The following is a 13,730-nucleotide window of genomic DNA, read 5'->3' as shown; positions in this document are numbered from 1 at the left end:
GGCGATGACCAGTGAACCGGTGTTGTTCCACGACAACTATCTGCCGGTCGCCAGCGCGGGGAAGTACCGGATCGGAGCCACCCAGACGGTGACCGGCAGCGGCGTTGCGGAGACGTTCACCCTGCCAACGCAGCAGGAGTTCGTGGTACGCGCGCCGCGCTTCGCGCTGGACCCCAGCTTCGTGCACGCGGTGCGGCCCGCGCCGGACAGCTCCGGCGACTTCCGCCGGCTGCTCCCGCACATCACGCTGGACCGAGCCATCCTGCCTTGGGACCGGAAGCTGGGCGCCACGGAGGACAAGAGGGTCCCGTGGCTCGCCCTGCTGGTCTTCGCCGAGGGTGAGCTGCACGGTGGCAGCAGCCCGATCAGCACTCGCACCGTGAAGGAACTGCTGTCGGGAACCGAACCCGACGTCCTCCTGCCGCCGATCTCGCTGTCCGATGTGCCCGACGAACTGAAGGAAAGCGGCTGCCACACCATCGACGTGGACGGCACGCTGTTCGCCGAGCTGGTGCCCCGCAAGGCGGAGCTTCCCTATCTCGGTCACGTGCGCGTGCGCGGTGCCGAGGGCACCGGAAGATTCGGCCTGGTGATCAGCAACCGGTTCCCGCTGGACCGAACCGGGCAGGGTGTGCGTTATCAGACGCATCTGGTTTCCCTGGAGGGGTTGGCCTCCTATGCGGACGGAGCACCGCTGCCTCAGGGCAAGAAGTACCTGCGGCTGATCTCGCTGTGGTCCTGGTCGTTCACCTCGCGGGCCAAGGCCGGTGGTGATTTCTCCAGCCTGGCCCGTGCCCTGACCATCGCGGACCCGCCGTCGGAACCGACAAAAACCAATGAACATCTGGCATTACGGATGCCGCTACTGACCAGCTCGAGCACCGCGGCCGAGCAGGCCGCCCGCGATCGGATCGCGGCGGGCTATCTGCCGGTCAATCTGCGCACCGTCTCCGGGGAGAGCAGCTTCGCCTGGTACCGGGGGCCGTTCGTGCCCTATCCGCCGTCCGGGTTGCCTGCCAAAACGGGAAAGTACCGCGCCTCAGCCGAGGAAGCGCTGGTGTACCTGGAGGACTACGGCGTGTTCGACGTCAGCTATGCGGCGGCGTGGACACTGGGCCGCACGCTGGCGCTGGCGAAAGCGGACCTGACCGCGGGCGTACGGCAGCTGAGCCAGACCAGGTCGAGGGCAGCCCGGCTGCTGATGGACCTGCCCGAGGTGCCACCGGCAACCCCGGAGCTGGCCGCGATGCTGAGCCCGGACGCCATCCGGGACCAGTTCGACGAGCTGGGCCACCCGGGCCTCGTGCGGACACTCACCGAGGTGTTCACCCCCGGCAGCCTGCCGCGGGGAGAGGAGCCGGTGCCGATGCCCACTACCGCCGCGCCGCCGCAGTTGCCGGACCTGGTGACACACCTGGACGCTCCCGAGGTGCGCACCGCGCTGCGGGCCGCCCTGCTCGGGCTGGACGCCGCCGAGCCAGCACCCGCCGCCAGCGCACAGTACAGCGCTGGATCCGAGGCCAGCGAGGCCGCCGAAACCGAAGCCGAGACCGCCGAAGATAGGGCTGCCGCCTCGGTCCTGCCGTCGATCGACCCGTGGCAGGTGCTCGCCGCAGTGCCGTTCGAGCACCTGGTGCCGCACGAGAGCATGCTACCCGCCGGCCGGATCCGGTTCTGGTACATCGATCCCGACTGGGTGGACGTCGCGGTGGACGGGGTACTCAGCACCGGGATCAGCACCAGCCTCGACACCAGGCTGACCGAGCACCTGCGCGGCGATCTCGTCGACCGCGTCGGGGATCATCCGCGAGCCGGGATATTCGTCCGGTCACCGCTGATCAGCGGCTGGCCGGCCCTGATCGTTGAAGCCTGGCAAGGGGACAATCCCGTTGCGGTGCGGCGCAGGACAACTCCAGCACCCGACATCCTGCTCTGCCTGTTCGACGGCGTACCGGACAAGGTGGTGCTGCGCGAACCGGCGCAGGAGCTGAGCGTCGGCATCGACAGTGAACTCGATCCGTCCGGTAAGGGTGGGCGGATCGACCTGCGAGCGCTCAAGGCGGCCCGGGGTGTCCTGATCGGACAGTCGCTGGGCCAGTCCTTCCCACCCGAGAGTGACCCGGCCGGGATCACCCGGTTCCTGCGTACCACCACGAGCCCGGCCAAACCGGCGGTGCTCAACCTCGCCGCGGGCACCAAGGAAACGGCGTTGGTACCCGCGATGGCCGAGGCGCTGCGCGGGCTCGGGCAGCTCACCGGAGAGCTGAGCCCGGCCTCGTTCGGCCTCCAGCTGGTCAACGGCTCACAACAGTGGACCTTCCGCCGCGGACAGGAGAACCGATGACGAGCAGCGGACCGGTGATCGTGCCGGTGCGGGTGGAAGCCATGCAGGTCAATCTCGGCTCGGCCACGAACGATTCCTTTCTGCGCTGGGACATGAGCTTCGACAGCATGCTTACGGAGAGGCAAAGCCCGGAGCCCCGGCCCGGCGAGGGGCTTCATTCCATCACCAAGGAGAACTTCCCCAAGACCGGCGGCGTGTATCTGCACTGGCAGCTGCCCGAAGCTCTCTGCCACGGCGTACAGCGGTCTGCCGACGCGGGCAAAGGGCTGCCGGAGCGCGTCGAGTTCCCGACGGTGCCCAACCGCTGGCTGGTGGTGCGCTACCACCGGCCGGTCGGGGACAGCGCGACCCCGTCGATGTCGAGCTGGCTGGTGGAAAGCGACTACCTCGACGAGTACGAAGGTACTTCGCCCTACCTCGACCCGGACAGTGGTGAGGCGACGCTGGTCGGGCAGCTCCACGAACTGACAGCGACCAAGGGCGTACCCCCGCTGCAGGGCCGTAAACCGCACCTGACCGCGATCGGCCCGCAGGTACCGGGATTCGCCGCGTACCAGCCGTACAACCAGAACGTCTTCTCCCTGCACGATCAGCTCAAACAGCGTGAAGGCACGGGCAAGCCCGTGGACATCGCCGAGGCGATGGTCAGCTATGTGGTGATCGGCTGGCATTCCGCACAGGACATCCTGGCGGTCACCGGCACGGATCTGCCTGCCGCGCTGGCCGAACTCGAGTGGCAGCTCGACGATCCGGTGGGGCTGGAGCGCAGGGCACTCTACGTCGGCTCGGTACTCGGACTGCACTGGAAACGCACCGGAGACCGGCCGCAGTCCAGGATTCCAGGGATCCACGACCCGATCGACGTCTCCGTCGGGGCGAATTCCGCGGACGCGGTGACAGCGATGGTATTGGGCAAGACCGGAAAGCCCGAGCTGACCAGCCTGCTCGAGGCGTTCATGTACGGCCTGCTCGACAGTGTCGCCGAGCTGCGCGGGCACCTCGTGAAGAGTGCCGGTGGCAGTGCGGCCCTGCGGATGGCCACGCACCGGAATTGGTTCAGCCAGGCGGGCGGCGGCTATACCTGGGAGGTCAGCGACAAGACCGCGCCGCCGGACAAGCCGTGGCCCCCGCTGACCCCGAAGGAACAAGCGGCCGAGGACGCCTGGCTCAACACGCTCAACGCCGCTCAGCAGCGAGTGGACGTGGCGACCCGGGAGCTGTTACGGGACCAGCAAAGGCTGCACGATCTGTGGTGGCTGCGCGGGGTCGGCGGGTCGAGCCGTCCGGCGGACTTCGACACCTGGTGCGACGTCCAGCTCGACCCGGCGCGTGAAGGGCTGGCCAAGTCGGTCAACCAGCAGCTGGACCGGCTGCGGGGCTCGGGCGGCCTGCGGCCTAAGGTGCCGTGGGGCGACACCGAGGCCGAGCTGCGCACCAGCATCGACAATTTCCAGGCCAAGGCGTACGAACGCGGCGATCTGGTGCGGCATCGGGTAATCACCCGGGCCGCGCGGCAACCGTTCCAGCGGCCCGTCGACCCGGTGGTCATGCTCTGCGGGGTCAGAGGAGAGGAACCGGTGTCCTTCCCGGATAGACTGCCCTGCCGCCGGGTCCCCCAGCTTATCTCGAAGGTCGTCACGGGATCCGAGGTCATCGTTCCGGCAAGCCCCGTGGTGGCACCGAAGCTGGAGGGGTTGCCCGATCCCGCGACCCTGACCGCGGTGCTGCGGGAGTTCTCCGTGCTGGAGCAAGTCACCGTCCGCCCCGGCGGGTTGCTGGAGGACGTGATCGCCAAGGCCGCTGGCGTCACGGTCACCGGGCAAGTGCCGGCTTTCCTCACCCGCTGGCAGCAGCCATGGTCCCCCACCTACCTGGTGTGGCACATCAAAGCCCAGCCAGCGCCGTACTACTCGCCGGGGCAGTACCACTGGAAGTACGATCCGGACCGGGATCGCTACAGCTGGCAGGGTGTCAAGCCGACCGAGCCCGACCTTGACATCAAGGGCCGTTCGTATCTGGCCAATGTGCCCACTTTCAACCTGCGGGCCAGGATCGACCAGTACGTCAAGGCACACCCTCACGCACCGATCGACGAGCTGGCGAAGTTGCGCGACATGGTGGCGGGTTGGGATCTGCTTTCGTTGTCCATGGACGGCGTGAACGAGTGGTTCACCCGGCACCTGCCCGCGGGCAACCTCGTCCCCGGCGATCAGCTCGGCCAGGTACTGGCCGGGCAGGCCTACGCCTCGGTACCGGATCTCGAAACCCCGGACTCACGACGGTTCCAGCCGGCCCGCGCCGGTCAGTTCTACTTCTACGGCCTGGCCGTCGCCGATCGGTTCGGCCGCGCGGCCGAGGTGGTCAACAGCACCAACTACCTGCGTAAAGCGGTGTGGCGGGCGGAGCGGATGACCCCGGACAAGTCGATGGGTGACGCCAGGTACCTGGAGTTGCCGCCCCGGCTGGACCGGGGTGCCCGGCTGCGGTTCGAATTCGTGGGCACCGCCGACGCCAGCCCGCTGTCCGGTGATGCCCCCGCGGCGGCCGGGACTCCAGTCGCCGGCTGGCTGATGGTCAACCACTTCAGCCAGTCGCTGCTGGTCTACGCACCTGACGGCAGCGGCCTCGGTGAACTGCGCGTGGTACTGCACGGCACGGACCGGGTCATCGAATGGAGCCGTCTTCCCGATTCACCATACGATTCGCTGGAAAACCCGGCCTTCCAGCGGGCTTTGCCCCACCTGCAACGGTTTCTCAGCAGCCTGCGAAACCGGGGAGCACGCTGCTTCGAGGCGTTCCGGAAGTCCGTGGACGGCGCGCTGCAGCGGATCAACCCACCGCCCGGCGCCGAAGAACGGAACCTGGCCCTGCTGGTCGGGCGTCCGGTGGCGTTGCTGCGAGCCCGGGTGCGGCTGGAGCAGGACGGAATCCCGGCGGCCGAGCCCACGTGGGCCGAGGTCAGGAAGCCGGCGCCGCCGTTACCCTCACAGCGCTGGAATGTCCGGCTTGGGGCGCACGCACTGTCCACCGACGGCCTGATCGGCTACTTCGGCCGCACCGATGGCCTGCTCGACAAACCGGCCCCGGAGGACATCGACTACCAGGCTATGTTCGCGGTCAACCCGCTGCGCCCGGTTGAGGACCCGGACCGGTATCTCAAGCCGATCACGGCCGCCGATCTGGCCTTGCCCTCGACGGTCGGCGAAGAGGACCTGGCAGGCACCGCCTACCTGAGTCTCCTGGTCGATCCGAGGGCGGAGGTGTACGCGGTCAGCGACATCCTGCCTGCGGTCACCCTGCGGCTGCCGCCGCGATTGCTCACCGACGCACTGCACCGGCTGCGCCCGGCCTTCCGGATGGACCCGCTGCTCGCGGCGGCCCGCACCATCCCGTCGACCGTCCCCGGCACTCCGCCGACCACCGCGATCGCCGTGCCACAACCCACCGCGTGGCGCGGCACCTGGCGTTGGTCCGAACCCACTGAAGCGACCAAATGGCAAACCTGGGACATCACCCCGGCCGACCCCTCCGCGACGCTGCCGGGGCCGGTGCCGCACGCCCGCAGCGGTTATCTGCTATTCGATGCGGCCAGTGACAACAACGGTAAGGAAGCGACGAGTTCATGACCACCTCTGCCGAGCCGGAGACCACGTTCACCTGTTCCGTGCGGACCTCCCCCGCTCTGGTCCAGGTCAGCGCGGCGGACAATGTGTCCACCGCGGAACTGGTCATCGAGCTGGCTAGCCGACGGGCCGATCCGGTCAGCTGCGACCAGATCGTCTTCGAACTCCCGGTCGGTGCCGGCAGCGACGCGCTCACCGCACACCCCGACCGGATCGAGGTCGCCGAGATCACGCCGGGCTGGGAGGTCGTCCGCGAGCGCGGCGTGTTCGAACTGCGGCCGAGTGCCGCCAGCCCGGCCCGGCTGGAGCCCCCGGACACGGTGCTGCTGCGGCTGGCCAACGTCGAGGTCAACCACAACACCGGCGCGGCGATGCTCAGCGTGCGCGAGAAGCCAGAGCCCGGCGCTGCGGCACTGGCCACCGGCGCTTTCCAGGTCGCCAAGATGCCCGCCGGCGTCATGATCACGAGCTTCCAAGCGGATAAGAACCTGATCGGCAAGAATGAGACGGTCGAACTGACCTGGAGCTGCACCGCCGGCCCCGATTACTGGCTCTACTACGGAAAGGACAGCCAGGTCGCGGAGCGCGTGAACGATTTCATCAAGGATGGGAAGGGCAAGTGGACCTCCCCGAAGCTGACGCAGACCACCGCATTCATGCTGCTGGGTATTACGAAAAAGGGTACCGGGGAAGAGGTCAGGTACGGCCTGACCACCACCGTCATCGTCGACAAACCGGACCTCGAGGTCGGTGATCTCAGGGCCAACGGAGTCGTTTCCCTGCTGGGAAACCAGCGTGTCGACGGGTATGTCGGCGGGCAGAGCTACCGGGCCGAGACCGACGGGATGCTGATGGCCTGGGTGCGGTCCAAGGGCTCGCAGACCGCCGAACTCAGAGTGTCGGTGAAACTGGCAGGCGGGGAAAAGAAAACCGTCTCGGTGGCCAGGTCCCTGAACTCGTCCGACCAGGCCAACCTGCTGGTTCCGGTGCCAGGAAAGGCAACGGTCTTCGTCAACGCCAGCGGGTTCGACGGGGTGGACACCGAGGCGACCTGGTGTCCGCTCGGTGCCGGCAAGCTCGGCCCAATCGACTAGGCGGCCGGGATGTCCATGCCGGGCAAGACTCCGATTCCCTTCCGCGGCGACGGCCTGTTGACTTGTGTGGGATACACCGATCCGGACCCGGTGCAGATCAGTGACGCTCAGGAGACGCTGGCCGATATCACCGTCACCATCCGCAATGACGATGACCGTAATGCCATCTGCAAAGAGATCACCATCACCCTGCCGGTGGGGCCGAAGCCGACCGATCTGACCGAGGAAGACACGTTCAGCCGACTGGTTTCCAGCGACATCAACTGGAGACTGACCAAGGTACAAGGTGAGCGTGGTGTCTATCTGGCCAAGCCGAAGAAACCCACGGTTCCCCCGGGCGACGAGGGTGCGTTCACGCTGACCATCGGCGGGATCAAAGTGAACAAGATGATCGGCACCGCCAAAATCGTCGTCACCGAACAGTCCGGCAAGCCCATCACCTCAAGGGAGGCTACCGCCGTGCTGGCCAAGCTGCCCAAGAGCTTCGCCTTCGGTGACTTCCGGCCGGACCGGATTCTGGTCAAGCGTGGCTACGCGCTGACCTTGAGCTGGGAGGCCACCGACCGGCCGGGAGCCTCCTATGTGCTGTCCTACGGCGGAATTGAGGAGCCGATCGCCGACAAGGTCCGGCAGTGGACGCTGTATCCCCGGCAGGACACGGCCTTCCAGCTCAGGCTGGACTACCGGGAATCCGGTGCTCCCGCGGTCACCCGGACGCTGAGCACCTTCGTCACGGTCGCCGAACCCGATCTCATCACCGGAAAGCTGACCGTGCTCGGCACGGCCCGGCTGCTGTCCAGCCGGCAGTCGATCGCGGCGGGCTCGGGCAAGCTCACTCTCGACCCGGAGCACAGCACGGTCATCGCGGAGAACAACAAGTTCATCGCGGGCACCGACGGCCTGCTGACGGTGTCCGTCCGCAGCCATGTCGACATGACCCCGGCGACCGCGCGAGTCCGCCTCAGCAAGGGCTCCTGGACCTACACGGCCGCTGTGAACACCCGGGACAAGCAGGATGGGGAATGTGCCGCACCACTCGTCCTCGCTGTCCCGGCCGGCGCGCTGCTGGACATCACCCACTCCGGGAAGAGCGGATTTAGCCCCCGAACGAACTGGCTCGGCTTCGGCACGGGTCTGCTCTCTGCCCGACCAGCCCAGACGAGGCGAGGAGAACGCTGAATGAGTACTACCCGTTCCGTGCCGGCCCGTGGCCTCACGGCCGCGTTTAGCCTGCCCGCCCGCGGCGATAAACCGGCCCGCGCGTTCCTGATCAGGACCACCCAGGTGGTGACCTGTACCTGGTCGGATCGCAAGGCCGTCACCGCCGCCACCGATATCCGGATCCCCTGGGGAAATCTCCCGAGCCACTTCCTGAGCAAGGGAATCGACGCCGCCTGCTCCGCCGGGATCGGCGCTTCGAGCGAACCGGACAAACGGCTGGTCTATCTGTTCTGCGGTAACCAGGTGGCGAAGTTCGACCCGGATGCCAACGAACTCAAAGGATCCGGGCTGATCGGTAATGTCTTTTCCAGCCTGGCGAAAAAGGCTCCCGATTTCGCCAACGGGGTAGACGCTTGTTTCGTCGCACTGAACCACACGGCGTACTTCTTCCGGGGCGGCCAGTGCGCCACGGTCGACCTCGACGATATGTCGGCGACCAAACCCGTCTCAATCGCCAGCGCCATCCACGACGCACCGGCGGAGATAGCCGGTGGAATCGACGCGGCCATCGACAATCCTGACACCGGCCTGGGTTATCTGTTTCTCAGGGACAAGCTGGTCGGCTGGGATTCGAATAAAAACAAGGCCGACTCCGCCATGCGGTTCATCGCCAGGGACTGGCAGGGCCTCCCTTATCTGTTCGGCGGGCAGACCACCCGGCCGATCCTATACCTCGCGCAGGCCAGGGCTCTCGAAGGAACCTGGCCACCCTCATGCTCGGTCCAGGTGATGGACACCGAAACCAAGAAGAAGATCGCCGAGGTCAAAGAAACCGTCGAGCAGTGTACCCATGTCTCTGCCGCGCCGAACGGGAAACGTGTGTACGCGACCGGACGTAAAACCGGGACCATCAATGTGATCGAAACCGCCACTAATACGGCCAAGAAAACCCTGGAGACCGGCTACCAGGGTCTGGGAAAGACAACGGTCAGCGCCGATAGCGCCCGGCTCTACGTCCCGGTGCGCGATCAGCTGATGGTCTTCGACACCGAGAAGCTGACCGAACTCCCGGCGCTGCCCATCGTCGGTGCGGTGACCGCGCTACCGGACGGTAACCTGCTGGTGACCAGCAAAGATACCAAGATCGTGACCCCGGCCGGGTCGACCGTCGGTACCATCCCGAATGTGCCCGCCACCGGCGCGGTCAGCGTGGACGCGAAGGGAGAGTGGGCCTACGTCGGCGGCAAATCCTCGGTGACCCGGATCGACCTGAAGGCCAGGACCACCAGCACCTCACCGGACCTGGGTGCCGACGTCTACGACATTGCGCTGAGCCCGGATGGAAAACGGCTGTATGTCAGCCACCACGGCCACAATCACGTCAGTATCGTGGACCGGGCGCAGAACAAGAAGGTCGGCGAGTTCAACGAAATCGGGAACCCGCTGCGGTGGGCCGTATGGGTGTGTGTCGGCGCGGACTCCACCTCGGTCTGGGTCGGAGTCTCCAGCGGGACGCTTTCGGAGTACCACGCCGAGAGCAGGAAGCTACAGCACCGGCTCGAGAACATGGGCGAGACCCAGCAGATGGTGATCGCCAAGGTACCGTGAGCCTGGCAGACCTTGTGAGTGCTGGTGCCGGTAAGAACCGGCACCGTAACTGTTCAGGTGGTGGTGAAGGTGTTGGTGTCCAGGGGTTTCCTGTGATGGCGGCGAGGATCGCTTCGAAGGCGGTGGGCCCGTGTTTGCGTGCGGTCGAGACCGTAGCCGCGGATCCGGGCCCCGGCCTGCCCGCTAAAGATCTTTCGGTAATAGGGTGAGTCGTTGTGGGTGTTTCTCTTTGCCGGGTAGGACAATCTTGCGGTGGTGAAGCGTTCGCGGTCGTCGGGCGTCCGGGGAAAGTCCCGTGGTGGCAAGAAAGTTCCTGCTCGTCGGGATTTCGAGGCATTGCGGGAACGCCGTATGCGCGCGGTGGAGTTGTTCAAGCGGGGCAAGCGGCAGGTGGATGTGGCCGCCGAGTTGGAGGTGTCGGCGCAGACTGCGTCGCGCTGGTATCGGGCGTGGCAGGACGGTGGCCGCGACGCCCTGGTCGGCGCCGGGCGGGCGGGGCGGTTGCCACGGTTGTCCGGTAAGCAGATCGACGAGGTGGAGGCGGTGTTGACCGAGGGTCCGAAGGCGAACGGGTATCCCACCGACATGTGGACGCTGGCCCGAGTGTCCGAGGTGATCGAGAAAGTCACCGGGGTGCGGTATTCGACCACGCAGACGTGGACGATCCTGCGAGAACGGCTGGGCTGGAGCAGGCAACGCCCCGCACGCCGTGCTGTCGAACGCAACGACGAGGCCATCGAAGCCTGGGTGAAAACCGAGTGGCCCAGGATAAAAAGGGGCCCGACGCCGAGGAGCCTGGATCTGTTTCCAAGACGAAAGCGGATTCTCCCTGCTGCCCGTAGTGCGGGCCACCTGGGCACCCCGCGGCCAAACTCCGGTGCTGCGACACCGGTTCTCCTGGCTGCGCCGGCGTCGGCGGCCGCCCGGTGGAACGTCTCCTCGTACTCAGCCGGCGGAACGTCCCCGCAGTAACAGTGTTACCGTTCATAGAGGTGATCTCAACGACGTTCAGTTGAGTCGGCCGTGTTCAAATTGGGTGAGTACGAGTGCGGCCTTGAAGCTGCCGGAATCTCACCGGGCGCACCCCATCTCACCAGCCCGAACCGGCCCCATAACCAGGCCAGACAAGCGAGTGGCCGGTGCTGTCGGGTCCCGCGGTGACCAGCGGGGACCGATCATGAACGGTTGTTCACCCCCCATACGCCCCCAAATTTTGTTCCACTCAGGGGACACCCCCGGCCTACTCCTCGGCGTCGTCATCGTGCCAGTCGAGCGCCGGCTCGATCCGATGGTGCGCTGCGTCCTCCAGCCCTGCGATGACCTTCGGGTAGATCTGGTGCATGACGGCCACGGAGTGCCCCGCCCATTCGGCGCACTGCGTGGAAGGCACGCCGGCCAAGTCGATACGCACGCGTGGCGAAGGTCGCAGGGCCGCTTCACGAGCGGCGAGGCGTACTCCTCCCCGGTCAACGCCGCGCGGCGCGCGTTGTCCCACACCCGCGCGACGGTCGACTCCGCGACGTCCCCGCCAGCGAGACTCCGGAACAGCCGACCGTCCGCCGCGGTGCCGATCGTGTTCAGGTGCTCGTGCAGAATCGCGATCAGCGGCGGCGAAGATGGCACCGGCCGCACCCCGAAGAACCCGGACAGGGACCCCCTGATCGTCGGCCTCACGAGCGGGCCTGTGAGTACGCGACACGCCGTCGACCACGCGGCAAGTGACATGGGTCGTCGCCGGGCCTCGGTGGTACTCGACAAGCGGATAGCCGCTCGGCGCGGAGCGACCGCGACGAACGCGCGGACATGCCGATGACAGCGCGTCCACAGATCGCTGCTGAGATGTCCTGCCCCGCATGATGGTGACCGGGGAAGCACCGGGGTCGTCGATTCCTCGCACGCCACGCTGAGGGTGGCACGTGATCATGCGTGTGCTGGTCGGTGCGGGCGCAGTGCACTCAGGGCAACGCACCGGTCAACCGCAGGCCGGTTCTCATCAAACCCGCCACTTCGGCCTCGGCGATGCGATCGGCGACCTGGACAAGGAAGCCACCGACCCCGTCAAGAAACCCACCGGCCTCCGCTCCACCACACCCGTTATGATCCCTCCCTCTCGTGCAATATGATCAAATTGTGCTACGCGGCATTGCGCCTTGACCCACACCCGGCTCGGCGCTACTCAAAACCAAGCGGAAACGTGAATAAGGCAGGCATGACACCCCCGGTTGGCTCCACCCCTACAGGGATGACCAGTGATGGTTAATCTTGACAGAATCACCTTAACGGGGGAGGGTGTTACCACCAAGGTGTGACGCCTCACCTTGGCGGACACCACAAGGGGTCACACTCCGCCTTCTTTGACAACAAATCTTCGACCGTTGGCAATTAGCCAATTGGCGCGCATGGTCCAGTTTGACAACTGAACCATACTGGGTCTTCAAAGTTGATCGGGGAGTCTGTCTCGTCGGGCCTTGTCGGGTGGTTGCGCAGCGTGAGCGCAGGCGTTGGTTGGCTGGGTTGCGGAAACCGAACGCGTTACGGGCTTCCAGCTTGATCAACCGGTTGTTGCCTTCGCTGGCGGCGTTGGTGATGCCGGTGAGGATGTAGGCCTCGATGCCGTCCCACCAGTCGTCGATGGTCTGGGCGAGGCTGATCAGTTCGGGCTGGCGGGAGTCCAGGCAGTGGGTCATGAACTGGTATCGGGCGTTGGAGATCGCGTGGCGGTCCGGGCCGGTGTGGGCGTGTTTAGCGGTCAGTCGTAGCAGGGTTCGGAGTTTTTCCTTGGCGTGCCAGCCTGTCAGGATCCAGCGTCCGTAGGTGCCTATCTCGGTAAGCGTGCGGGTCAGGGTGTCTCGTTGTTCTGCGGTGAGGTCTTCGGCGTTGCGGCGTAATAGGCCGCGTACCGCCCACTCCGGGTCGCCGCGCCGGCCACGCCGCCGTCGTTGCGCCCAGGTGCAGCGACGCCGCAGCTCGGCCAGCCTGCGGTTGGCCAACTGGACGACGTGGAAACAGTCCACCACCACCTGGGCGTGCGGCAGTGCGCGGCGTACGGCGGCCCGAAAGACCGCACACATATCGATGGCCACGTACCGGATAGATGCCTGCCAGTCGCTGTCGTGAGCGGTGATCCAGTCCACGACGACGGTCGTGGCCCGCCCCTCAACCTGTCCGAACAACCCTTGCCTGCCAGTGACATCCACGAAGCCGACATGCCAGCGATCCGTTGCCAGACGCCACTTTCCGGTCTGTTCATCCTGCTCCCACACGGGCTTGCCACGACGGACCTCGTCCACCCCGAGCACGTCGGTGGGCGCTGGTGTGCCGGGCAGCACCTGGCGGGCGTAGGCGGTGAACTCCCGGTGCACGGTCGGCCAGGACAGCCCAAGATCGCGGCCGGCCTGGGTGAGGGTGCGCCCGCCATCGACCACCGCGACGCCCGCCGCCCGCCGCAACCGGCCTGTGGTGCGCATTCCGGCAGCGAGCTGCGGGATCTGCTCGGTGAATGAGCCTCGGTGACAGCTGGTCGCGCCGCAGACCCACCGGCGTTTGCGCCACTGGAGGCGAACCGGTCCACCACCGTGCTCCAGATCGCGCGGGCGGGTCGTGACCAGCCCCTTGACCCGAGTGGCCCTTGTCCCACAGCCAGGACAGACACGGGCAGCCTGATCAGCGGTGACCACCTGCACCACCCGGATGCCGTCGCTGTCCCGGTAGACACGTGCTACCGCCACCCCGTCGAGATCGAACAACACTGTCGCGTCTGTATCGTTGAGCATGCCCGCGTGTTCTTGAGGATCAGATTGCCTTGACAACAGTCATGATCCACAAGGACCGCGGGTCTTCTCCACCCAGGGCAGACCACCACCACAACGATCACACACGGCGACAGTCCATCAAGCAGGC

General features: G+C 66.3%; 8 protein-coding genes and 1 pseudogene. 7 read left to right on the top strand and 2 right to left on the bottom strand.

Annotation, left to right across the window (positions count from 1 at the left end):
• Positions 1–4: 4 nt before the first annotated feature.
• The 6 genes from ATK36_RS04450 to ATK36_RS32735 all read left to right on the top strand — a co-directional run bounded on the left by ATK36_RS04450 (position 5) and on the right by ATK36_RS32735 (position 10,802).
• Positions 5–2,344: a hypothetical protein gene (locus ATK36_RS04450; protein WP_098509934.1), complete on the top strand. Its 2,340-nt coding sequence runs from the start codon at positions 5–7 to the stop codon at positions 2,342–2,344.
• Positions 2,341–5,970 carry a hypothetical protein gene (locus tag ATK36_RS04445; RefSeq protein WP_098509933.1) on the top strand — a complete coding sequence of 1,210 codons (3,630 nt, stop codon included), beginning with the start codon at positions 2,341–2,343 and terminating at the stop codon, positions 5,968–5,970. Before ATK36_RS04450 ends, ATK36_RS04445 begins: the two co-directional genes overlap by 4 nt.
• The gene (locus ATK36_RS04440) at positions 5,967–7,061 is read left to right on the top strand and encodes a hypothetical protein (protein ID WP_098509932.1); all 1,095 of its coding nucleotides are present in this window, start codon (positions 5,967–5,969) and stop codon (positions 7,059–7,061) included. The genes ATK36_RS04445 and ATK36_RS04440 overlap by 4 nt, the downstream gene beginning before the upstream one ends.
• A gap of 15 nt (positions 7,062–7,076) precedes the next feature.
• Positions 7,077–8,240 (top strand): hypothetical protein, encoded by a 1,164-nt coding sequence (locus ATK36_RS04435; protein WP_098509931.1) that lies wholly within the window; start codon positions 7,077–7,079, stop codon positions 8,238–8,240.
• A complete protein-coding gene (locus tag ATK36_RS04430) occupies positions 8,241–9,830 on the top strand; it encodes a hypothetical protein (protein WP_098509930.1) in 1,590 nt (529 codons plus the stop codon).
• A 252-nt stretch (positions 9,831–10,082) separates the two neighbouring features.
• Complete coding sequence (locus ATK36_RS32735) at positions 10,083–10,802, top strand: winged helix-turn-helix domain-containing protein (RefSeq protein ID WP_245914314.1); 720 nt, start codon at positions 10,083–10,085, stop codon at positions 10,800–10,802.
• Positions 10,803–11,070: 268 nt separating this feature from the next.
• Here the strand turns inward: ATK36_RS32735 and ATK36_RS04420 are convergent.
• Positions 11,071–11,462, bottom strand: a pseudogene (locus ATK36_RS04420) (site-specific integrase); the annotation flags it as partial.
• Positions 11,463–11,752: 290 nt separating this feature from the next.
• On the opposite strand from ATK36_RS04420, the gene ATK36_RS31240 reads away from it, so the two are divergent.
• Positions 11,753–11,953, top strand: coding sequence for a hypothetical protein (locus tag ATK36_RS31240; RefSeq protein WP_141544368.1), 201 nt, complete (start codon positions 11,753–11,755; stop codon positions 11,951–11,953).
• A gap of 153 nt (positions 11,954–12,106) precedes the next feature.
• Here ATK36_RS31240 and ATK36_RS04415 read toward each other — a convergent pair whose 3' ends face one another.
• Positions 12,107–13,579 carry an ISL3 family transposase gene (locus tag ATK36_RS04415; protein WP_211291781.1) on the bottom strand — a complete coding sequence of 491 codons (1,473 nt, stop codon included), beginning with the start codon at positions 13,577–13,579 and terminating at the stop codon, positions 12,107–12,109.
• Positions 13,580–13,730: the final 151 nt, after the last annotated feature.

Origin of the sequence: Amycolatopsis sulphurea (genome assembly GCF_002564045.1) — a bacterium.
GTDB lineage: Bacteria > Actinomycetota > Actinomycetes > Mycobacteriales > Pseudonocardiaceae > Amycolatopsis > Amycolatopsis sulphurea.
The sequence above is the reverse complement of the archived record's forward strand: the minus strand, read 5'-3'. Positions and strand labels throughout refer to the sequence as shown.